25 protein-coding genes are annotated in these 22258 nt (G+C 50.4%); 7 read left to right on the forward strand and 18 right to left on the reverse strand.

Going from position 1 to position 22258, the window contains the following annotated elements:
* Positions 1 to 9: 9 nt before the first annotated feature.
* Positions 10 to 366 carry a succinate dehydrogenase, cytochrome b556 subunit gene (locus tag C8D98_RS09940; RefSeq protein ID WP_132874002.1) on the reverse strand — a complete coding sequence of 119 codons (357 nt, stop codon included), beginning with the start codon at positions 364 to 366 and terminating at the stop codon, positions 10 to 12.
* A gap of 337 nt (positions 367 to 703) precedes the next feature.
* Here C8D98_RS09940 and C8D98_RS09945 point away from each other — a divergent pair, with 337 nt between their 5' ends.
* Together C8D98_RS09945 and btsR are read left to right on the forward strand one after the other, a co-directional pair.
* Positions 704 to 2377, forward strand: coding sequence for a sensor histidine kinase (locus C8D98_RS09945; protein WP_132874003.1), 1674 nt, complete (start codon positions 704 to 706; stop codon positions 2375 to 2377).
* The gene (btsR, locus tag C8D98_RS09950; RefSeq protein ID WP_132874004.1) at positions 2374 to 3087 is read left to right on the forward strand and encodes a two-component system response regulator BtsR; all 714 of its coding nucleotides are present in this window, start codon (positions 2374 to 2376) and stop codon (positions 3085 to 3087) included. Before C8D98_RS09945 ends, btsR begins: the two co-directional genes overlap by 4 nt.
* Positions 3088 to 3096: 9 nt before the next feature.
* Here the strand turns inward: btsR and C8D98_RS09955 are convergent, their stop codons facing one another.
* The 3 genes from C8D98_RS09955 to C8D98_RS09965 all read right to left on the reverse strand — a co-directional run bounded on the left by C8D98_RS09955 (position 3097) and on the right by C8D98_RS09965 (position 6134).
* On the reverse strand, positions 3097 to 4197 hold the full coding sequence (locus tag C8D98_RS09955) for a phage portal protein family protein (RefSeq protein WP_132874005.1): 1101 nt from the start codon (positions 4195 to 4197) through the stop codon (positions 3097 to 3099).
* A gap of 103 nt (positions 4198 to 4300) precedes the next feature.
* Entirely contained in the window at positions 4301 to 5719 is a 1419-nt protein-coding gene (gene terL, locus C8D98_RS09960; protein WP_207891264.1) for a phage terminase large subunit, read from the reverse strand.
* A complete protein-coding gene (locus C8D98_RS09965; RefSeq protein ID WP_132874006.1) occupies positions 5694 to 6134 on the reverse strand; it encodes a hypothetical protein in 441 nt (146 codons plus the stop codon). Before C8D98_RS09965 ends, terL begins: the two co-directional genes overlap by 26 nt.
* Before the next feature lie 128 nt (positions 6135 to 6262).
* Here C8D98_RS09965 and C8D98_RS09970 point away from each other — a divergent pair, with 128 nt between their 5' ends.
* Together C8D98_RS09970 and C8D98_RS09975 are read left to right on the forward strand one after the other, a co-directional pair.
* Positions 6263 to 7354, forward strand: a complete 1092-nt coding sequence (locus C8D98_RS09970; protein WP_132874007.1) for a Fic family protein — start codon at positions 6263 to 6265, stop codon at positions 7352 to 7354.
* 4 nt (positions 7355 to 7358) lie between these two features.
* On the forward strand, positions 7359 to 8243 hold the full coding sequence (locus C8D98_RS09975; RefSeq protein WP_132874008.1) for an ROK family protein: 885 nt from the start codon (positions 7359 to 7361) through the stop codon (positions 8241 to 8243).
* Between the two features lie 9 nt (positions 8244 to 8252).
* On the opposite strand, the gene C8D98_RS09980 is transcribed toward C8D98_RS09975, so the two are convergent.
* The 13 genes from C8D98_RS09980 to C8D98_RS10040 form a co-directional block, all read right to left on the reverse strand.
* A complete protein-coding gene (locus C8D98_RS09980) occupies positions 8253 to 8570 on the reverse strand; it encodes a helix-turn-helix domain-containing protein (protein WP_132874009.1) in 318 nt (105 codons plus the stop codon).
* A 692-nt stretch (positions 8571 to 9262) separates the two neighbouring features.
* Positions 9263 to 9856: a LysO family transporter gene (locus C8D98_RS09985; RefSeq protein WP_132874010.1), complete on the reverse strand. Its 594-nt coding sequence runs from the start codon at positions 9854 to 9856 to the stop codon at positions 9263 to 9265.
* On the reverse strand, positions 9853 to 10125 hold the full coding sequence (locus C8D98_RS09990; protein WP_132874011.1) for a LysO family transporter: 273 nt from the start codon (positions 10123 to 10125) through the stop codon (positions 9853 to 9855). The genes C8D98_RS09985 and C8D98_RS09990 overlap by 4 nt, the downstream gene beginning before the upstream one ends.
* Positions 10046 to 10684: a phosphoribosyltransferase family protein gene (locus C8D98_RS09995; protein WP_132874012.1), complete on the reverse strand. Its 639-nt coding sequence runs from the start codon at positions 10682 to 10684 to the stop codon at positions 10046 to 10048. The genes C8D98_RS09990 and C8D98_RS09995 overlap by 80 nt, the downstream gene beginning before the upstream one ends.
* On the reverse strand, positions 10681 to 11601 hold the full coding sequence (locus C8D98_RS10000) for an ABC transporter permease (protein ID WP_132874013.1): 921 nt from the start codon (positions 11599 to 11601) through the stop codon (positions 10681 to 10683). Before C8D98_RS10000 ends, C8D98_RS09995 begins: the two co-directional genes overlap by 4 nt.
* Entirely contained in the window at positions 11598 to 12656 is a 1059-nt protein-coding gene (locus C8D98_RS10005; protein WP_132874014.1) for an ABC transporter permease, read from the reverse strand. The genes C8D98_RS10000 and C8D98_RS10005 overlap by 4 nt, the downstream gene beginning before the upstream one ends.
* A complete protein-coding gene (locus C8D98_RS10010) occupies positions 12653 to 14161 on the reverse strand; it encodes an ABC transporter ATP-binding protein (protein WP_132874015.1) in 1509 nt (502 codons plus the stop codon). The genes C8D98_RS10005 and C8D98_RS10010 overlap by 4 nt, the downstream gene beginning before the upstream one ends.
* Before the next feature lie 178 nt (positions 14162 to 14339).
* Positions 14340 to 15470: a BMP family ABC transporter substrate-binding protein gene (locus tag C8D98_RS10015; RefSeq protein ID WP_132874016.1), complete on the reverse strand. Its 1131-nt coding sequence runs from the start codon at positions 15468 to 15470 to the stop codon at positions 14340 to 14342.
* A 64-nt stretch (positions 15471 to 15534) separates the two neighbouring features.
* Positions 15535 to 16041: a hypothetical protein gene (locus C8D98_RS10020; RefSeq protein WP_132874017.1), complete on the reverse strand. Its 507-nt coding sequence runs from the start codon at positions 16039 to 16041 to the stop codon at positions 15535 to 15537.
* A 58-nt stretch (positions 16042 to 16099) separates the two neighbouring features.
* Positions 16100 to 17584: a metal ABC transporter permease gene (locus tag C8D98_RS10025; protein WP_132874018.1), complete on the reverse strand. Its 1485-nt coding sequence runs from the start codon at positions 17582 to 17584 to the stop codon at positions 16100 to 16102.
* 3 nt (positions 17585 to 17587) lie between these two features.
* Positions 17588 to 18334 (reverse strand): metal ABC transporter ATP-binding protein, encoded by a 747-nt coding sequence (locus tag C8D98_RS10030; RefSeq protein ID WP_132874019.1) that lies wholly within the window; start codon positions 18332 to 18334, stop codon positions 17588 to 17590.
* Positions 18331 to 18798: a hypothetical protein gene (locus tag C8D98_RS10035; protein WP_132874020.1), complete on the reverse strand. Its 468-nt coding sequence runs from the start codon at positions 18796 to 18798 to the stop codon at positions 18331 to 18333. The genes C8D98_RS10030 and C8D98_RS10035 overlap by 4 nt, the downstream gene beginning before the upstream one ends.
* Positions 18795 to 19679: a metal ABC transporter solute-binding protein, Zn/Mn family gene (locus C8D98_RS10040; RefSeq protein WP_132874021.1), complete on the reverse strand. Its 885-nt coding sequence runs from the start codon at positions 19677 to 19679 to the stop codon at positions 18795 to 18797. The genes C8D98_RS10035 and C8D98_RS10040 overlap by 4 nt, the downstream gene beginning before the upstream one ends.
* A gap of 114 nt (positions 19680 to 19793) precedes the next feature.
* Between C8D98_RS10040 and C8D98_RS10045 the strand changes: the two genes are divergently transcribed.
* The 3 genes from C8D98_RS10045 (at position 19794) to C8D98_RS10055 (ending at position 20879) form a co-directional block, all read left to right on the forward strand.
* Entirely contained in the window at positions 19794 to 20195 is a 402-nt protein-coding gene (locus tag C8D98_RS10045) for a Fur family transcriptional regulator (protein WP_132874022.1), read from the forward strand.
* Positions 20196 to 20296: 101 nt separating this feature from the next.
* Positions 20297 to 20575: a type II toxin-antitoxin system Phd/YefM family antitoxin gene (locus C8D98_RS10050; protein WP_132874023.1), complete on the forward strand. Its 279-nt coding sequence runs from the start codon at positions 20297 to 20299 to the stop codon at positions 20573 to 20575.
* 1 nt (position 20576) lies between these two features.
* Positions 20577 to 20879, forward strand: a complete 303-nt coding sequence (locus tag C8D98_RS10055) for a type II toxin-antitoxin system RelE family toxin (RefSeq protein ID WP_243640964.1) — start codon at positions 20577 to 20579, stop codon at positions 20877 to 20879.
* 2 nt (positions 20880 to 20881) lie between these two features.
* Here C8D98_RS10055 and C8D98_RS10060 read toward each other — a convergent pair whose 3' ends face one another.
* A complete protein-coding gene (locus tag C8D98_RS10060; RefSeq protein ID WP_207891265.1) occupies positions 20882 to 22249 on the reverse strand; it encodes a diguanylate cyclase in 1368 nt (455 codons plus the stop codon).
* Between the last annotated feature and the right edge of the window lie 9 nt (positions 22250 to 22258).

Below are 22258 nucleotides of genomic sequence, written 5' to 3' on the forward strand. Positions count from 1 at the left end.
ATTCCCCCCTTACGCCGCGAATATCGGAATTATTCCGATAATTGTGATTACAAGTGTGAGAAACACAACGGCCATAAAGTATTTCTTGAATGATTCCCTTTCAGCTGCGGCGCCGAATTCCATAAGGACGATGCGCACACCGTTAAAAGCGTGAAAAGAGAAGCTGGCAAGAAAGAGCGCTTTCACAACAGAAAGCTTAGTCACTTCCAGAAAGGGGGCAACCGTACCGGAAACGCCCAGAATGTGAAGGATCAGATAGAGTCCGATTATCACTCCTGTGCCACGGTGAAGAAGCCACGCCACCATTCCGGGGTGTTTGCGGTACCCTGTTTTCTTAGGGTAGGTTTCAAGGTCTTTCCTCGGCATCTTACACTCCTGAAAAAAGTTTTTAAGATACAAACACTGTTAAAATCTCAATTACCACTGTTATCATAATAGTGTTTCCATGTCAACCGGATTGTATACAATATACAGCAATAAAATGAGAAACACCCGCTCAAACAGACTATTACAGAAAGGAGTCCAAGTTTTCGCAAAAACTTAAACCACGTTTTAAAATACATAAAACCCCTCGGAAACGCACTGCATATTGACAGCGTAAATATGCTCGGATGCCCGCTGTGCAATGTTTACCCCCGTTCATAACCCGCCATGAAGCGCATTTTGTTCTGTAAAAATCCATAGACATGATTTATGCTGAACCATGGAAATAATGTTCGGACTCATTCAGGAAATGTCGGTCTTTGCGGTGGCGGCATATCTTTTCAGCAAAACGCCAGCCTTCCGCCCTCTTTCGGCAGGGCTTCTGAAGCCGCTGGACAACATATCGGTCTATCTTTTCTTCACAGCAATAACTATCATGGGAACTTATCTCGGTCTCCACGTCAACGGTGCGATAGCTAACACCAGAGCTATAGGAGCTGTTATGGCTGGACTTCTGGCGGGGCCGTGGATGGGGCTTGCGGTGGGGATAACAGGCGGCCTGCACAGGTTCATGCTGGGCGGATTCACAGCCTCCGCATGCGGAATATCAACAACGGCGGAAGGACTTATAGGCGGTCTGGTGTTTCTGTGGTTCAGACGCAAAGGACAGCCGGACGGCATTTTCAACTTTAAGACGGCATTCGCCACCACCTTCATCAGCGAAATGGTTCAGATGGCGATCATCCTTATATTTGCAAAACCTTTCAGCGAGGCGTGGGAACTGGTGCAGATAATAGCTCTGCCGATGATGTTCGCAAACGCCGCAGGGGCCGGTCTCTTCGTCAGTATATTCAAAGACAGCAAGAACGCTCTGGACAGCTACGGAGCCGAGTTTTCAAGAAAAGCCCTGAACATCGCAAACAAAACTCTGCCGGTGCTTTCAAAGGGTTTCAACGAGCAGTCGGCACAGACTCTGGCAGGAGTTATCCTGAGCGAAACAGGCGTGGGCGCAGTGGCCATAACCGACAGAACACACGTAATGGCATTCAAAGGAATAGACGCAGACCACCATCTGCCCCAAAGCAATATCTCTTCCCGAAAGACTCTGGACTGCATAAACAGCGGCGAGGTAATCTTCATTGACGGAATAACCGAACACTACACCTGTGCAATCCATGAAAACTGCCCCCTCGGCTCGGCACTGATAGTTCCTCTGGTGCTGGAGAAAGAGGTAATAGGCACAATAAAGATGTATGAACCGAAGAACAGACGCTTCCTCGGCTTCAACCAGTCATTCGGCGAAGGTATCGCCGAAGTGCTCTCAACCCAGCTGATGCTCTCGAAATATGAAGAGCAGAAAAGGCTTCTTACTGAGGCCGAACTTAAGCTGATGCAGGCGCAGGTGAATCCCCATTTCCTGTTCAACACACTGAACACCATCGGCGCTGTCGTCCGCAGTCAGCCCGAAAAGGCAAAAGAGCTTATCAATCATCTCTCAATTTTCTTCCGCAGTAACCTGAAACGCTCGTCGGAAACGGCAACGCTTGCAGAGGAGATAGAGCATATCCGCTCCTATCTGGTCATAGAGGAGGCAAGGTTCAGCGACAGACTTAAGGTAGAGATAGATATCGACGACACCCTGCGGCAGGTTGCAATGCCCGCATTCACCATTCAGCCCATAGTGGAGAACGCCATCAAGCACGGACTTTCAAATATTCTGGGGGATGCTCTCATAAAGATAACCGCCAGAGCGGAGGACGGCCGATGCATCATCCGGGTGGAGGACAACGCCGGAATCTGGTGCGAAAGCGGAAAAAGCCGAAACGGAATAGGTATGAACAGTGTTGACACACGGATAAAAAACATGTTCGGCGGCGAATACGGTCTGAGCGTAAGATGTCTGGAAGGCTCGTTCACTATTGTGGAAATACATCTTCCCGTGAGTAAGTTATGAGATACAAGGCACTCATCATTGACGACGAACCCTATGCGAGGGAGGAGTTGCGGTTTCAGTTGGAAAAGACAGGACTTTTCGACATAACCGCCGAGGCGGGAAACGCTGTGGAGGGTGTCAGGCTGGTTAACAGCCACAGGCCGGACATAATCTTCCTGGATATAAATATGCCTGTCATCAACGGGTTCGACATGCTGAGCATGATAGAGAAATCCATAATGCCCTATGTTGTGTTCGTCACAGCATACGATCAGTACGCCCTGAAAGCCTTCGAGGAGAAGGCTCTGGACTATCTGCTGAAACCTGTTGAACAGGACAGACTGGAAAAGACACTGGAAAAGATAATCCGCTCCCTTGAAAAGGGCGAAATTCCCTCCTATGAACGCAAGGACCTGACACGCATCCCCTGCTCGCTCATCAACACAATCAAACTGGTGGATCTCAGCGAAATTGAATACATCTACTCGGACATGACGGGCGTTCACGCCGTCACCGCAGGAAAGGAATACCTGACAGACCTGACCCTTAAACTAATCGAATGCCGCACGGAGCTTTTCCGCTGCCACAGACAATATCTGGTTAATCTGGCGAAGATAGACAGAATTGTGCTGAACGGGAACTTTTCCGCCGATGCCTACACAGCCTCCGGCAGGGTCGTCCCCGTCAGCAGAAGATATCTTAAACTATTGAAGGACGCACTGGGACTATAGACACACTATTCACGCCAAAGGAATGCCGAAGCGACGGGCGACCTCATCAAGGTCAATGTTAAGCCCCATCTCCTTGGCATCTTTGATAACATCCCACGAGGCCTCCGCCTGAGCCGCCAGAACAAACTCCGCCCCGCACTCGCCGCCGAAGTTCAGCTCCCATATCCAGTTTATCAGTGTCGCAGTGATGGTCTCCGCCGCCGCACGGGCTATCTTTCTGCCCTTTCGGTCAAGGGTCTGCTGATGCTGTGCCGCCAGAGAATATGAACCGGAGGAGCCTGTGTCACTGGTGAGCACCTCGCCCGTTATCGCCTTTGAAATCTCTGTGTTGCAGACCTGAACCAGCGAGGAAAAGTCTGCGGAACTGCCCTTGGTCTCAAGTACCTGAACACTGTCAACGTTTGCCAGAGCCACCGCCGCATCGTTCTGAATGTTGTAAAGGTTCTCAGCCAGTTCCCTGGCTCTGGTTCTGGAATCATCATCGTCAGCTGATTCAAACAGCGCAAGCACGGTGGGCACTCCGTATTTCTCAGCAACAGTGAGCCAGTAACGGAAACCCGCCTTCTTGAACATCCACGGCCAGTAGCATTTTGACAGAACCGGCGTGCCGTAGGGGTTCTCATCCTTGGGGCTGTTGCGGTGGACAATGAACTTATAATGTTCATCAAGGGCGGAAGCCGTATTGCCATCAGTCAGCATAAGCCCGCCTTCGGGTGAAAATGCAAATCTGTCCGCACGTCTGGCGAGGGATTTCACAGGCAGCCACCTGCCCTCTTTCAGCTCCCAGACTATCTCCGTCACCGAAAAGCCGTATTCAACGGCTGTCAGAATGTCCTGAATAAGCCCCGCAACACCCAGCCTGCCCATGGCTGTTTTAATGAATGCCGCCTGCTCTGCCGTCTCCTGCGACAGGGGCTTGATGTCCCACTGCATTGACAGCACGGTATCCTTTAGCTGTTCCAGCTTCGCATAGATGTGTGCGTCCTGAAGCATTTCGTCAAAAACACTCATGCGCACTCCGCCCTTGCCGAAAAGTACATCGGGGTTGGGCATTATGTTTCCGAACCAGTTTCCCGTCCCTGCCGTAAGAACGTTTGTAAGTCTTTTCATATTTATAGCTCCGTAATGTAAATCCCCCTCATTCCCCCTTTGCAAAAGGGGGAAGAAAAGCCTCCCTTTGTCAAAGGGAGGTTTGGAGGGATTTTGATTTCTCTTAATACCTGTTTATCATCCTGCCGACACCCCTGCCCGCCCCCGAAAAGGCCGTCAGCGGGGCTGTCCGCTCCTTATTCGCCGAAAGTGCCTGTGTCATGGCATCAACCATGTCGTCGTGCTTTCCTGCCGGAAAATAGACCGCTTCTTCAATAAGCTGCTGGGTAAACGCCGCCCCCCGCTTCAGAAAAACGTTGCCCGCCTCGATAAGGGGACTGACCGCATTGGCTCTCGCCGTCTTGCTCCCTCTGGGATTAACAGCTATAAGCCCGCCCACCGAGCCTTTCAAAGCCGATATCACAGCAGGACCGTTTGCCTTGTCCTCAATATATTTTGCCGCAGCATCTGGATACTGTGCCGAAAGGGCTTTCAAGGCTTTGACAGCCTGTGAGAAATCCATCCGCTCCCGAACCTGATCTATCAGATAATATTCAGAGCCTTTAACTCCCCAGACCTGCCCCACGACATAGTCCGCCCCTGCGCTGTCCTTAAAGGTCATATCCCACGACTGGAACAGCTTAAGCCCCGCAGGCAGCTCATCATAGAACCGCCACCACTCCCGCCGGAAAACAGCTCCGGATGCGGGCGCAGGTCTCTGCTGATACAGTGCGTTCCACACACGTGAGCCAACCGCCTTCTCCATCCGTTTAAGGGTTTCGAGACTGTATTTCTCAGGCCACAGGGCATCGCCTGTGCGCCGGAACTCCTCCTCTTCCTCCGCCACAGCGGGAAAGCTGACCACAGTCCAGTCCTCTCCGCTCTGCTGAAGAAGCCTTCCGGCCAGATCGTCCTCGTGCCATCTGGTGAGTATCACCAGAATTTTGCCGCCCTTTTCGATGCGGGTGTAAAGGGTGGACTGATACCACTCCCACACCTTTTCACGGTAGACCTCAGAATCCGCCTCCTCCTGATTTTTAAATGGGTCGTCAATGATCAGCAGGTCGCCGCCCATTCCTGTGATGGAACCGCCGACACCGGCCGAAACGTAGCCGCCCCCTTCTGTTGTCTCCCAGCGGTTTGCGGCCTTTGCGCCCTCTTTCAGTCTGAGGTTCGGAAAGACGAGCCCAAAGGTTCCGCCCGCCGCAAGGTCACGCACACGCCGCCCGAAAACCTCGGCCAGCCTTGCGCTGTATGATGTGGCGATGATCCTTTTCTGCGGAAAATGCCCCAGAAACCAGGCAGGAAAACGGACAGAGGCAAGTTCCGATTTTCCGTGTCTGGGGGGCATAAGCACCATCAGACGGTCGATTTCGCCATGCATAAGTTTTGTGAGGTTTTCGGCAAGAACCTTATGGTGCCAGTTAGGCCTGTATCCACGGCAGGTCAGAACGGCGAAGGAGGCGAGGTTTTCCCTCGCCATCTTCAGTGCCGCCAGCTTCCTTGCCCGTTTCAGGTCAGGCGTTATCAAAGACTTCGTCAACGTCGGCCTCCGACAGGTTTTCAAGCTCCGCCTGAAACTCTATCAGGGCGGAACGTTTTGAACTGTCGAACATCTCCTCCGTCACTTTTCCGAGGCAGATATCGCGATAGTTCTTCACCGTTTTCGAGTGAAGCTCCACATCCCGCAGGCTGTCGCATTCCGCAAGAAGGTCGTCGGCTTTTTTAAGCCCCTCCATTGTGCTGGTGCAGATCGCCTGAAGCATCTGAACCCTGTGGGCTTTCAGCCTGCGAACCGTTCTGTCGGTTTCGGGGCGTTTCCACCTCTGGGCTGACGACTGTCTGCGCACGGAATCGAAATCGACTCCGTAGTGCTCCGCCAGCTCGGACAGATCATAAAGTCCGTCCTCATAATCCTGTCTCAACTGTTTCCATTTTTCCGCCGTAGGTCTTGCCATATACCTCTCCGTTTCGGCGGATTATACAGGCGGGGGGCGCAAGATATGTTTAAGGGCGAAAGCCTATGTGCGGCTTGCATTGAAAATTTCATATGTTATAATGGATTTATCACACACAAGAGGCTCTCATGATCAGAAAGGTTATCACAGGAAATTACGAAAACGTACACTTCAGCGACAGATACGACAGCGAACAGGTCGCAGTCATGCTGCGTGAGGTGGATGTGCGTTCGTCCCATTTCGCAAAGCTCCCGATCCTCCCCGACGTCCGTGCCTTTCTGACAGGTGAACTTGTGACGGCTTCAATCTTTGCAAACGCATCCATAGGCATGCCGGAGCTTTACGAATCTGAGGCGAGATCGTTCCTTAAAGGCGGAAAATCTATCCTCGAACCACATCAGCAGCGTTTTGTGGGCAACGTCAAACGTGCCTATGAATATATGGACAGAAACCACAAAAAATTTGAGATGAACACCGAAGAACTGCGAAAACTCCATATGATGTTCACTCTGGACACGGAGAACGCCCTGCCGGGAGTCTTCCGCACCCGCAAAAGACAGGAGGAGAACAAGGACTACACTCCCCCTGCAACCTCTCTTCAGGAACTGACAGAAGACCTCTGCAAGTGGTTTTCCACTGACGATATGAAGAAACAGCACCCGCTTATCCGTGCATTCCTCGCACATTACCACATCGGGATGCTACAGCCCTTCACAAACGGTAACGGCAGAACAGCCAGAGCCGCAGAGGGGATGCTTCTCATGCAGAGCGGTCATAAGTATCTGCACCACGCCCTTACGCAGTATTATCACCGCAATCGCAAGGACTACATAAAGGCTTTCATCCAGAACGAAAAGACAGGCGGATTCGATATGACGCCTTTCCTGCTCTTCTGTCTGGACGGAGCCGCCAGAGCCTACAGACTGCTTAACGACATGGCAGTGAGCGGTCTGCGAATGATAGGCGTAAAGGATTACATACGACTGCTTCGCACCCAGAAAAAGATAACCGAGCGCCAAAGGGAGCTTCTGGACATCCTGTTCAGATATGATAAACCCTTTTCCCTGAACGATCTGCTGACAAACCCCGTTTTTGCGGGGCTCTACAAAAGCGTTACGGAGAACACCGCCAGAAACGACATAAAGAGACTGAAAGAACTGAGCATGATAGCTTCTGAGGACGACAGGACGTTCGTTTTCAACCGTTTCGTGCTGGGATAGGCCTATGTATATCTGTTTTGACATAGGCGGAACAAACATTAAGGCGGGACTTTTCAGCCACGACGGCGAGATGATTGAGAAGGTATCCGTCAAAACACCGCCTGAATATGACCGCATTCTGGACATACTTATCAGCATAGCCGAAAGCTACCACAGCCTGAAAGCCTGTGCTGTGGCTGTTCCGGGGACATGTATGCCCGCTGACGGCAAAGTGCTCTTCTGCCCCAACCTTTCAGCTCTGAACGGACATAACCTGAAAAACGACATCGCCGCAAAACTGGGTATTCCGGTTTTTCTTGAAAACGATGCGAACATGGCGGCGCTTGGCGAGTATTTCTTCTTTGAAAAGAACAACATAAAGAACATGATATTTCTGACGCTGGGAACGGGGGTCGGCGGCGGAGCTATCCTGAACGGCCAGCTTCTCACATCCGACATATCCCTCTTTGAAGCGGGGCACATAAACATCAACCCCGAAGGCCCCAGATGCGGATGCGGAAAGCGGGGATGCCTTGAGACCTATGCCAGCGTTAGCGGACTTCTGCGCACCTATGCGAACCTCTCATCGGCACAGGAACTGCCGGACGGAGCGAACAAGGTATTTTCACTTTATAAGTCCGGAGACAGGGTTGCTGGGCTGAGTTTCGAAGTGCTCGGCGGCTGTCTGGGAATAGGAATGGCAACACTGGCAAATATCCTCGTGCCTGAAAAGATTAAAATAGGCGGCGGACTTTCTGAAATGTCCGAAGCTTTCCTGCCAAACACCCTCAAGGTGTTCTCAAAACACATCTACCCTGCCTACAGGGACAAGGTGACCATCGAGCTTTCAGGGCTTAAGAACAATGCGGGACTTTCCGGATGTGCGGCAACCTGCATGCTCGGCAGGTAAATTGATAAATCAGCAGAAATGTTTGATGAACAGGTATATTTTTCTGATACTGCCGTTGTCGGCCTTTTTCAGATATGCCTCAATTTCGGCCAGCAGTTCTGATTTGTCTGCTGTGTGACGGTTTTCCATAAGCTCTGCAACAGTGGTATCAAGGGCGTTCGCAAGCTCTGTAAGCACTGACACAGAGATATTCACCTCTCCCCTCTCAATCTCTCCGACATATTTCGGACTGATATTGGATCTTTGAGCTAACTTCTCCTGAGAAAGGCCTTTTTTCTTCCTAAGTTCTCTTATTCTGTTTCCGAGCATTGTTAGTGTTTCTGACATACTATAAGTATCGGTATTTTTATGCCTATAAATACCTCCTTTAGGTGTTGACTTTGCAAAAAATATGAACTATAGGTGTTTTGAGTGTGAATAATATAACCTATAGCTGTAATTTGCCGATAACAAACGGGGTGGTTTGATGAAAAGTTATATAAGTATAGGGGTGTGCGTAGGGCTTATTTTCTGGCTGTGCTTTATGTTTCACAGGGTATTTCTGAAATGCGTGATGCTGCCTTTCAGGTAAATGTTTTTGGTGTATGGCTGTTCTGTGAATGGAAGTTTGCTTCGCCTGCGGCTCGCAAAGACGGCGACCTCTTAAGCCTGTCTGTGATTAGATGCGAGCAGTACAAGGAAGAGCCTTTGAGCGGGCTGCGAGCATACGCACCGGTATGTGAGCAGTTTCGAAAAGGGGCTGACGCAGTAATGCGACGCAGATAGCCGCAAACAGTCTGTGATTAGATGCGAGTTATGCAAGGCAGCGTATGCGAACCGAGCAAAAGCGTACTTACCGGTACGTGTTGCGAGTGAGCAAACGATAACGCAGCAGAACGAAGTATATAATCGCAGATGGTCTGTGATTAGATGCGAGCAGTACAAGGAAGAGCCTTTGAGCGGGCTGCGAGCATACGCACCGGTATGTGAGCAGTTTCGAAAAGGGGCTGACGCAGTAATGCGACGCAGATAATCGCAGACTACAGGAAGAGGGGGACGAATACGGGAGCCAGTGTTGATAGTATTACACCGTGGACAAACCCAACTATCGCCGCCTTTTTACCCGCATACTTCTCAATGACGGGAAGTGTCACGTCCATCGTGGTGGCTCCGCCGGGCGCAACAGCCGCATAGGGGCCGAAATATCTGACGATGAAAGGCACTGTGAGAAGAGTGATTGTCTCACGGAATATGTTGGACAGGAAGGCTATAGCTCCCAAATCACTGCCCCGCACCTGCGAGATGAGCACTGCGGAGAACGAATACCAGCCGAAGCCGGAGGCTATGGCCAGTCCGTCCTTTACGGACAGAGAGGTTATAAGCGCCGCCATGTATCCGCCGAAAAGCGTTCCGAGGATCGTACCCACGGGAACAAGAATGGTGAACCTGTCCGCAGACATAAGGGTTTTCATGGACTGCTTGTTGTTCCCGATATCGAACCCGATGAGAAACAGAAGCAGAATGAGCGACCAGTCGGTGAGGGATCCGTTTATGCTGATAAGCTGTTCGGGAAGCCAGCCAAGATATGCCGAAACAGCGCCCGCAAGGATAGCGATAAGCATTACAGCTATCATTTTTCCGCCTTTTTGAACAGTTTTGTGATTATCAGCACGCCGATTATACTGAAAACAACAACCGAAACGCTCATAATCCCTGAGATAATGCCGAAATCCGTGATTTTAGACAGGATATCCTTGTCTTTTCCCAGATTCACACCCATAAAGAACAAGAGAGCAATAAGCGAGAAGTTGAATAATAATCCTTTAATCTTCGCCGCGAAGCCAGCAGTGAGGCATATCCCCGCGATCATCCCCGCAGCCAAAGCCACAACATAAGCAAACATCGTCTTCCTTTATCTCTGCGGCCGCAAAGGCCTTTTTTATCTCGTTCAGTGTCAGGATGCTGAAAACATCCTCTCTGCCCGCCTTGTCGATTATAACGGCACGGCCGACTATCTCCGCTCCCGCCTGTGCGGCGATGGATTCTATGGCTTTCAGCGTGTTGCCTCCGGCATAGAAATCATCCACAAACAGAAGTCTGTCACCCTTTTTAAGAACCTCTTCCGAAACATAGAGCGTTGTCTCCTCCTTTTTGGTGAAGGAATAGCTCTTTTCGGAGTAGTGTTTCTCCATGGTGATCGGTATTCTCTTTTTTGCATAGACCATGTCACAGCCGATATACATTGCGGCGGCCATTGCGGGAATAATTCCGCTGGCCTCAACCGTGATTATCTTGTCGATGCTTTTTCCTGCGTAATATCGGGCGATGTCATGCCCGATGTGTTTTGCAAGATTCATGTCCACGCAATGGTTGATGAAAGTATCAACCTTAATAATGTTTCCGGAGACGTTCCCTTTTTCTCTCAGAGCCTTGATTAACAGCCCTCTGGATTCTCTCTTCACTTTCTGTCCTCACGGTCATAGGGTGTTCCCAGAGCTTCCGGTTCGGGAGTTGACCCTTTTTCAAGTCTGAGTGTTGCTATCACAAGCACCACAATTGTAAATATATAGGGAAGCATCATCAGCAGATGGGGCGAAAGGCTTGTGCCCACCGCCTGCATACGAAGCTGCATGGCGTTTATTCCGCCGAACAGATATGCCCCCGCCATTGCTCTGGTGCTGTTCCACTGGGCAAAAATGACCAGCGCAACGGCGATCCAGCCCCTTCCTGCCGACATGTTCTCCACCCAAAAGGGTGTATAGGCAAGGGAGAGGTATGCACCGCCAAGTCCCGCAAGACCTGAGCCGATGAGCACTGCGGACATTCTGTACAGCCCGACGTTGATTCCCGACGTATCCGCCGCTCCCGGGTTTTCGCCCACCGAGCGCAGATACAGACCTGTTTTTGTTTTATAGAAGAAAAGGTGCATCAGAACAACCATCAGGATTGAAAAATACACCAGAACATCCTGATTGAAAAGTGCCTGACCTATATAAGGTATTTTGGAGAGCACAGGTATCTCGAACTTCGAGAATCCGTGTATCGTTATGCCGACGAATGAGCGTCCGAACAGGGAGGTTATTCCTATTCCGAACATGGTGAGCGAAAGTCCGCTCACTATCTGGTTGCCTCTCAGATAGACGCATATGAAGCCGTGGATGGCTCCCGCCGCCATGGCCGCAAAGAAAGCCGCCATAACGCCCATGAAAAGGCTGCCTGTGGTATGTGCGGCGGCGAATCCCGTCAGCGCACCCACCAGCATAAGCCCTTCGACACCAAGGTTTATCACCCCTGAGCGTTCCATAAGGATTGCGCCCAGCGTGGCGAAAAGCAGAGGCGTACCCGCCTTTATTGTTGCAAAGAGCAGTATTTCAATCATTTGCCGCTCCTTTTTATGACGGGTTTGTTGTTTATGAAGAAGTCAGAGGCCAGAATGAAGAACAGTATAAGCCCCTGAAACAGGTTTACGAATGCGACCGGAAGCTGCATGAGGATCTGGAGGCTGTCGCCGCCGACCAGAATAACAGCCATTATGACGGACACTACAAGAACGCCTATGGCACTGCGCCCCGCCAGCCACGCAACTATAATGGCCGTGTAGCCGTAGCCGTGGGATATTCCCTCCTGAAGTCTGCCCTGAACGCCCGCAGACTCGCTGAAACCTGCGATTCCCGCCAGTGCGCCGCTTAAGAACATAACGCCGATTATCTTTTTGTCGATGCTTATCCCTGCATATTTTGCCGCTTTGGGGTTGTTTCCGATAACTTTTATCTCATATCCCCAAACGGTCTTCTCCATGAAAATATAAACCACTGCAACCAGAACCAGAGCCAGCAGGAAACCCGCATGGAGCCTGTAGGTTGAAAGGGTCGGCAGGATAAGGTCGGGCGAAAATCTGGGGGTAAGCGGAAAGTTGAACCCGTTTGGGTCTTTCCAGGGGCCATAGACAAGGTAGGATACCCATGCGATGGCTATATAGTTCATAAGCAGGGTAACGATAATCTCGTTTACTCCCGCCTTTGCTTTCAGAAAACCCGAAACGCTCGCCCAGAGGCCGCCGAACACCACCGCAGTGAGAAACATCACGACTATGCCGGTTATGCCCGTGAGACCTGAATGAAGAGCGATGAGCGATGCGCCCATTGCACCCATATAGAGCTGGCCTTCGGCTCCGATGTTCCATATCTTCATGCGGAAGGCGATGGACACGCCCAGACCGGTCAGTATCAGGGGGGTAGATTTGACCAGTGTCTCGGTGATACCGTAAACGGAGCCGAGAGACTCGTTAAGCATTCCCATGTATGCCTTAAGGGGGTTAACCCCTGCGATAAGCATTATTATTGCCGCCGTTGCCAGTGCAAACAGAACCGACATGAAAGGAGCTACGGCAACAAAAAGTTTTGATGCGTCCTTGCGCTTTTCAAATCTTATCATCGTGCCGTCTCCCCGCTCATGAGAAGGCCAATCTCCTCACGGCTGGTTTTTTCGGGGTCAACGATCCCCGTAATACGTCCTCTGAACATAACCGCTATCCTGTCGGACAGTTTCAGCAGTTCGTCGAGGTCTTCGGATATGACTATTGTGCTCATGTCGTCCTTTCTCGCATCCATGATGACCTTGTGGACATATTCCGCAGAGCCCATGTCCAGTCCTCTTGTGGGATACAGCGCAACAAGAACGCTGGGGCGCATGGAAAGCTCTCTGGCAATTATCACCTTCTGGATGTTTCCGCCGGAAAGCAGTCTGATGGGCGTCCCTTTGGGGCCGGCCTTGATTGCGAATGACTCTATCTGTTTCTCGGCGTTCTCTTTTATGGCTTTAAAGTTCTGGAAGACGAACTTCCTGAACGGCTTTTCCTTGTAACTTTTAAGAATAAGGTTCTCGTCCACAGACATTTCAGGGGCGATCCCCATGCTCTTTCTGTCTTCGGGAACGTGTGCGATGCCTGCGATGTATGCCTTGCGGCTGTCTGCATTGGTGATGTCCCGCCCGTCGGCGAATATCTTTCCTGAGGTCGGGGGCTTAAGCCCTGTGAGCACCTCGGCCAGAGTCTTCTGACCGTTGCCTGCAACACCTGCTATGCCAAGTATCTCCCCTTTGCGGAGGGCTAGGGAGAAGTCGATAAGGTCGCTCATGCCCTTCTCTTTGTCGGCGTTCAGGTTTTCTATGTTGAGCACCGTTTCGGTGAACTCTTTTTTCTCTTTTTCCCAAACGGGGATCTCGTCGGTGCCTATCATTAGACCCGCCAGAACGTTCTCGTCGAACTCGCCTCTGACAAGCTCCTGAACAGTGGTTCCCTTTTTAAGCACCGTAACTCTGTCGGAAAGCTCCATCACCTCACGCATCTTGTGGCTGATGAAAATGACCGCTCTGCCCTCTTTTTTAAGCTGTTTCAGAAAGCCGAACAGTCTGTCGGATTCCTGCGGGGTGAGAACGGCGGTGGGCTCGTCCAGAATAAGCACTTTGCAGTCACGGATAAGCAGTTTGATAAGCTCCACCCACTGCTGCTGACCGATGGAGAGCTTGCGGATGGGTTCGTCCAGCTCAATCTGGAGGCCGAAACGCTCAACTATCTCCTGAATCTGCGCGCGGAGCTTCTTTTTGTTAAGCCAAAAGGACAGGTCGGAAACGGAAAGCAGGATATTTTCAAATACAGTATGGTTGTAAACCAGCATAAAATGCTGATGCACCATGCCGATCCCGGCTTTGATGGAATCTTTGGGCGATCTGAAGATATGCGGCTGTCCGTTAATTCTCAGCGTGCCGCCGTCGGGGCTGTACAGTCCGTTCAAAACGTTCATCAGGGTGGATTTGCCTGCGCCGTTCTCTCCGAGCAGGGTATGTATCTCCCCTTCGAAGATATTCAGGCAGACACCGTCCAGAGCCTTTACCCCCGGAAATGTCTTAACTACGGATTCGACTTTCAGTAGTGCTTCCAATGTTTTTCCTTTTGCTGTAATGTCTCCCCCTTTTTTAAAGGGGGATTAAGGGGGATTAAATTTAAATATAATAAAATCCACCCCGTCCCTCCTTTATGAAAGGAGGGGGAAAGAGGTAAAAAAACAAGTCCCCCCGTCTTTTGGGCGGGGGGACCTGAAATATGAAAATTTCTTTTACTTATTTAGGGATAGTGCCCTGAACGCCCTCAACGAGGAAGTTCATGCTGAGCTGCTCGGGATCTGTCATGCTCTTTCCGGCCTCAACAACAACTTTGCCTGCGTTGTCTTTAATAGGGCCTGCGAAGAGAACGAACTTGCCTGCCTGCATTTCGGCCTTTTTCTCGTTAACGAGTGCCTGAACTTCAGCGGGAACAAGTTTGCTCATAGGAGCAAGGTCAACCAGATTATGCTCAATTCCGTACCAGATCTGCTCGGATTTCCATGTTCCGTTGTGAACAGCTTCAGCAATCTGAGTGTACAGAGGACCCCAGTTCCAGACGGGAGCCGTCAGCCATGCGCCGGGGATCTGAGACGCCATGTCGGTGTTGTAGCCGATGGCGAATGCGCCTCTTTTTTCAGCTGCCTGAAGGGGTGCGGGTGTATCCTGATGCATGGTTATTACGTCTGCTTTAACATCGAGAAGGGACTCAGCCGCATCACGCTCTTTCGCAGGGTCGAACCATGTCTGTGTCCAGACGACTTTAACCACCGCTTTGGGGTTAACACTGCGAGCGCCCATAGTGAAAGCGTTGATGCCTCTGATAACCTCGGGGATGGGGAAAGCGGCAACATAGCCGAGTACGTTTGATTTAGTCATTTTACCGGCAACAATACCTGAAAGGTAACGTGCCTGCTCGATACGGCCGAAATATGTGCCCACGTTGGCGGCAGTTTTGTAGCCTGAGCAGTGCATGAACACTACGTCGGGAAACTTTGCCGCAACTTCAATTGTGGGATCCATATAACCGAAGCTGGTTGTGAAAATAAGGTTGTAGCCTTTCTGTGCAAGGCTGGTGATGATTCTTGTGGATTCAGCGCCTTCCGGAACTGACTCGATGAATGTTACATCTTTAACATAGGGCAGTTTCGCCATAACCTGTCTGCCCATATCGTGAGCAAATGTCCAGCCGCCGTCGCCAACGGGACCGACATATACAAACGCAGCTCTGATCTCTTTGCCCTCGGGAGCAGCTGCTGTTTCAGCGGGAGCCGCAGTTTCGGGAGCTTTCGTTTCCTCTTCCTTTTTCTTGGAACAGCCGGGAAGAACGAGGAAAGCCGCAAGAACCGCCAACAATAACAGTTTTTTCATATAACCACCTCTAAAACGGTCATTACCGTATTCATACATAATTCAGGCCGGAACTTCTGTCAAATTAATTTTGACCCCATGAATCAGCACCGATGTCGATGACGACAGAGTACTCCATAAGAACGTTGAGCATGTATATCTGATTGTTTGAATAGCTAACCTTATATATCTCGTAACCGTCTGTGTCGTAAACTATTTTTGTTTTGCCTTTCATTTCGGTCTTTCCGAACATCTTAACGGAGGATTTGTGAGGATAGTCTCCGGCATAATATATAGCGTATATATCTTTTTCGAACTGCTGAAATTTCGACTCGTCAAGAGGGAGGTTGCGAACCTTTATGGAGTATTTTCCGTCCTCAAGTTTAACATCGGCATTGCCTCTGAAAAACTCGGATTTAAGCTTGAGCGCAAGAAAATCGTCCTCAACCGCAACTTCGCCGTCCAGTGAAAGGGTTCTGTCGCCGCTTGAGATGCTCACTATCTGCTTTGTCACAGGCTTGTTCATAAAGAAATCATAGCCGCACCCGGCAAGCAGAACAGCCGAAAGAACTGAAAACAATATAAGTCTCAAATCGTGCCCCCTTCAAAGAGCGTACTCTATCAGAATAACAGCAAAAAATCAAAAATATTTATGACAATAACCTTACCGTCATGGTCTCCACCTCTTCATCCGTCAGAACCGCCGTTTCCCCGTCCTTCTGAACCTGCCAGCCGTCGTCCGTGTGGGTTATCCTGACGATGTCCCCCGCCGAAATGCCCTTGTCGGTATCCACAGAGACTATCTCCACCTCTTTGTCCGAAAAGCCGTAAACGGCCGTCAGGCAGAAAGAGCCGTCCGCATATACAGGAGGAATCACCGCACCGTGGGGATCCGTAGCGGGGTAGCCCATCTTTCCGTGGATATAATCTATGGCGTTATGGTCGTTAAAGTGCTCCAGAACGTGGGCTTTCGCATGGAGTTCGTTCTCCGGCACGCCCATATAGTGCAGATAAGTTTCCCACACCCTGTGGGCTTTTTTCAGCCTAAGCGCCTCTGTCTTTCCCTTATCCGTCAGTACATATTCTGAACCCTCAGGTTTTGCATATCCCTCTTCGGCAAGGTATTTCATGGCATTGCGCATCACTTTCGCCTTGACCTTCACATATCCTGCGATGTGTTCGGCGGTGACAGCCCTGCCGGATTTATACATACTGGCGATGATATCCTCTATCACCTGCTGGGGAACCATGTTTCTCCTGCGCAGCCAGTCCGCCAGAAGGCCGTATCTGGGCGCAAGCACCAGAACCGCAAGAAACTGCACGGTTGAAAACAGCATGATGGCCCCGCCGCCCGCACTGTTAAGCCAGACCGAAAGATAAAGCCCGCCCAGAATGCTGGTGAACCCGAAAAGCGCCGCAAGCGCCATCATCTTCTCCAGTCTGTCCGTCAGCAGATATGCCGTTGCCGCAGGGGTTATCAGAAGCCCCACGACAAGTATCACACCCACCATGCTCACCGCCGAAACAACTATCAGCGAAACGCACCCTGTGAAAAGATACTTGAACAGCAGAACGGGAATACCTATTGAAGCCGCCATTACCGGGTCGAAACTGGTCAGCTTGAAATATCTGAAAAACAGGATGATAACCGAAAGCACCGCCGCCGAAACGATGGCCGAAACCACCATGTCGAAGTCGGAAATGCCCAGAATATCCCCCATTATGAAGTGCATAAGATCGATATGGATATATTTGCCGAACACCGACACCAGAACAACGCCGCCCGCAAAAACTCCGGTGTACATTATTCCGATGGAGGCATCCTCCTTAATTCTGGATACCTTTGCAACAAAGCCTATCATAAACACTGTGATGAACGCCGAAATGAGCGAACCGACGAGCATTGCCCCCGCCGCCGCCTCCACGCCGAACACCAGTTTCATGAACAGATAACCCGCACCAACCCCCGCTATCATGGCATGGGAGAGAGCATCGCCCAGAAACGCCATCCGCTGAAGTATCACCAGACAGCCTGTCACAGCGCACACCACTGCAACGATACTGCCGCCTGCCAGTGCCTTAAGAAAATATATCTTCGTAAGCGGGTCTATGAATAATGTATATAATGTTTCCATAAATCATCCTTTCAGAAGGTCGGTGAAGACCTTCAGCTTACCTTCATAGACTTCGGAAAGAAGCTCCTGACGAAACACCAGACTGGGAGGCCCCGCCGCATAAAGCCGCTGTTTCACCAGAAGGAGCTTGTCAAAATATTCGGAAGCGGTGGCTAGGTCGTGGTGAACCACAACCAGTGTTATTCCCGCCTTTTTAGCCTCTGCCAGAACATCCAGAATGGCGCTTTCCGTTGCGGCATCAACACCTGCAAAAGGCTCGTCCAGAAGGAGTATCTGCGCACCCTGCGCCAATGCTCGTGCCATGAACACCCTCTGCTGCTGTCCGCCTGAAAGCTGACCTATCTGACGTTTTTTAAAATCGCTCATCCGCACCATCTCCAGTGCGCTGTCGACTATCTCCCTGTCCGCCTTTGATGGGTTGCGCCACCATTTCAGGTGTCCGTAGCGTCCCATCATGGCAACATCCTCCACAGTCACTGGATAGTCCCAGTCAACGGTTCCCCTCTGGGGAACGTAGGCTATCGCCCCTCTGGTCTGCTCAACGGGCTTGCCGAAGACATAAACATCGCCGATATCCCTGCGCACAAAGCCAAGCATTGCCTTCATCAGAGTGGACTTCCCTGCCCCGTTGGGACCTATTATGCCCACCAGTTCGCCCTTCTGTATCATAAAGCTGACGTCGAGCAGAGCGGGTTTAGGTCCGTAGCTCACCGTCAGGTTGCGCACCTGTATTGCGTATTCAGCGTTCATTGTTCTTTTCCTGTATCAAACATAAGGGCGGCGGAGATATCCTGACCGTCCTCAAACCATTTAGTATCCTCGGCGATAACCAGCCCGCCCTCCAGCACCTTTATGCGGACAGCATTCGCCCCGCCTTCTGCCGGAGGAACGGCGTTCACAGCCACCTCATGCTTTCCGCCGCTTATGTGCAGAGCGTTCAGAACCAGCGGAATACCTTTTGTAACTCCCTCATCGGCCTCAAAAACCTTTTTTCCGTCCAGAATAACAGTGAATCCCTTTGTTTTTTCGCCCACATCCAGAGCAAAAGGGTCTTTGGCGGTGGAGAAGGTCGGGGTTATCTCAACGGTTATCTCCCGTTCTTTGGCTATGGTGCGAACATATTCGCCGCCTTTTTCCGCTCCCCGATAGGCAAAGAAAAAGAGGACTATGCCCGCTGTCACAACCCATACCGCAAGGGTCAGTAAAAATTTCATCTGAGCCCCCTTACTATCTTGATAACGTTCTCACGCATCATTCCTATGTAGGTCTCTCCGGCTGTTCCGGTGTCGCCCATTGAATCGGAATATAAAGTTCCGCCCACGGTTACGCCCGCATCACGGGCTATCTCCCGTATCAGCTTGGGGTTTATGGTGGATTCAACGAAAATAGTTTTTACATTGTGCTGCCTGATGGAGCTTACAGCCGCCTCCCGCCTCTGGGGAGTGACCCCGCCGCCAACCTCGCCCCCTGTTGACCAGCCCACGGGAGCCGTGTTGACGAATCCGTACTCCTTGGCAAAATATCCGAACGCATCATGGTTGGTCACCAGAATCCGCTTCTGAGGCGGAATTGCGGCGACCTCTCTGCGTATCCACGAATCCAGCGCACGAAGCTCTGAAAGATAGAGCTTCGCCCGCATTATGAAATTGTCTTTATGTTCAGGGGCTATGCCTATCAGCCCCCTTGTTATGTTGTTGACATACACGGCGGCGTTTGCAGGAGTGAACCACGAATGGGGATCGTTAATCTTCTCTCCCCCCGTCTCAAGGATAAGGGGTTTTATACCGTCTGTGGCGGTTATCAGCGGTTTTTTGGAGTCTACGGCCAGAGAGCGCATCCAGTTCTTGCCCTCCAGATGGAACCCGTTCTCTATCAGCAGGTCGCTTTTGCGCACCCTGTCCATGTCCGCAGGAACGGGAGTATAGGTGTGAGGATCCTGTCCGGGAGCAAGGATGCACAGCACTCGGACATCATCTCCGGCTATGTTTCTGGTGATGTCATATATCTGTGTGGTGGAAACTGTCACGGTTTTTTGTGCCTGTGCGGCGGAAAATGTGAAAAAAACCCAAAAAACCACCAAAAATCTGATAAACATACTCAACTCCGTAAAAAAAACTGTTGATATTTTTTATCATCTTCGAATATTATACACCATATAAATATACAAATCCCATGTATCGGAACAAGTAATTATTTTGCGGAGAGTATAATGTACGACAGAATTTTAAGAGACAAAGAGCTAAAGGTTACACCCCAGAGAATCTTTATTCTGGAAGAAATAAGAAAAATGGGGCACGCCGGAATTGAAGATCTCCACGACAAAGTTAAAGAGGTATACTCTTCCGTAAGCCTTGCAACCATCTACAAGAACATACACATCCTCGTTGAGGAGAACATCCTCAGAGAGGTTCCCGTTCACGGCAGAAAACCCGTTTACGAGATAAACATAGGCGACCACGTTCACCTTTGCTGTTCAAAATGCGGCGAAATATCCGACCTGATGGATGTTGACACTGCGCCCATGCTGGCCGAGGCCGAAAAGCAGACAGGCCACAGATACGAGCGCATCGCAGTCATGCTTCAGGGAACCTGCAAAAGCTGCTCTAACTAGGCACAAACAGAATAATAACAAAGCCCGCTTCGGCGGGTTTTTTTTATGGCCTTATTGACATACGCAGATTTATACGCAATATTATACGCAAGAGGTGACGTATGTACGGCGTAAAATATGAAATTGACGAGATGATGAGTGCAAGCTCCTTCTCAAGAAACATGAACAAGGTCAGTGAACTGCTGGAAACCATGAAAAGGGTCGTTGTGCTGAGAAACAACACTCCCGAAATGGTTGTTCTGCCCATTGCAGAATACGAGCACATAAAGGCTCTTGCCGATCTGGCGGAACATCTTGAGATAGCGCATCTGATTGAAAAGAGAAAAGAAGAAAAATATCACTCGCTTGAAGATGTTCTTAAGGAAAACGGCCTTGGCTAAGGTGTTTCAGATCAGACTGTCGGATTCAGCAAGGGCTGATTTCGGGCAGTTGGAAGGCAGTATAAAAAATCTTGTTGCAAAACAGCTGAAAGCTCTTGAGACAAACCCTTTCAAAGGCGAAGCTCTGGGAAACAAGGCTGGAATCGACCTCACCGGATACTACAAACTGTATGTGTGCAAAAAGCAGGTCAGAATAATCTACAGAGTTGAGAATCACGAACTGATAGTATGCGTTGTCGGGATAGGCAGACGTGATAATCTGGACGTATACAGAAGCACATACGAAAAGCTCAAGCCCGAATAGGATTATTTAACGCAAACCCTGTCACGGCCGGAGTTTTTTGCCTCATACATTGCGGCATCGGCTCTGAGAAGCATACTGTCCGCAGTGTCGCCCTCGCCGAAGGAGGCAACGCCTATGCTCACCGTGTGCTCATGCCCTGTGGAAAACTGCCTGTTCTTAACTGAAATACGAATCCTCTCCGCCAGAATCTGAGCCTGCTCAACTCCCGTTTCAGGACAGATCACCAGAAATTCCTCGCCGCCCCACCTGCCGATGAAATCCGTTGTGCGGATGCTTTCCGAGGCCGCATGAACAAACTCTATAAGCACTCTGTCACCTGCAAGATGCCCGAACTCGTCATTGATTCTTTTAAAATAGTCTATATCCAGCAAAACTATGGAAAGCTCACGCTTATATCTTTTCGCCCTGTCCAGCTCCTGCATGAATATGAAATCCAGACGGGTGCGGTTGCTTATTCCCGTCAGGTGGTCTATCTGTGAGATGCGTACCAGCTCACGGTTGAGCCTTCTTATGCTCACTATCCAAAGCCCCGCCGCAATACCTGTAAAGCAGAAAACGAGCAGAATTATGACAACTGGCTTATAGTCTATGCCTGTCTGGGCTTTGATGTATATGTGTTTATTGACTATGGACTCTCTGTCGGAAGGGGTTATCTTTGATACACCGAAGTTGAGTATTTCAGCCAGAGCAGGCTCGCTCTTAACCACTCCGATGCGCAGTTTGTTGGTATAGTTAGGGAGCTGACCGGATATTTTGAGGTTGAAAAGCCCCTCTTCCTTGATGGTGAATGCCGCCATGATGAGGGAGCGCATGGTCATATCCGCTTTTTTGGTGGAGACCATTTCGAAAGCCTCCCTTTCGCTCCCGCAGTTGAGCACTCGCAGGTTCGGATAGTCTTTGCGGATAAGCTCCTCCATAGCCGTTCCTGAGGGAAATACAATGGTTTCGTCAGTAAGCTCGGCAGGATCTGGGATGTATCTGTGCTCCTCACGGGTGACAAAAACGTTGACATCGGTAAATACGGGTTCCGTGAAGTTAAGCCATGTATCTCTTTCGGGGGTACTGTTCAGAAAGCTTAAAATCTCGCATCTGCCCGTCTGAGCAAATGCCAGACTTTCGTCCCAGTCTCTGGTGGGCACTATCTCAAGCTGCAATCCGGCATTTTTTGCCGCCAGCCGCAGAAGATCCGCTGCGATCCCCTCGTGCTGTCCCTTTTCGTTTATCCTTTCGAAAGGATACCAGTCGGGATCCACACATACCTTAACCGCACCGTGATTCTTGATATATTCTTTCTGGGAATCGCTCAGTTCATCGGCATGACTGAAAAAGACGAATGAAAGGGTGAGAAGAGCAAACAAAAAAACTTTCAATATAAGCCC

The sequence above is a fragment of the Seleniivibrio woodruffii genome, from assembly GCF_004339245.1.
Lineage (GTDB): Bacteria > Chrysiogenota > Deferribacteres > Deferribacterales > Geovibrionaceae > Seleniivibrio > Seleniivibrio woodruffii.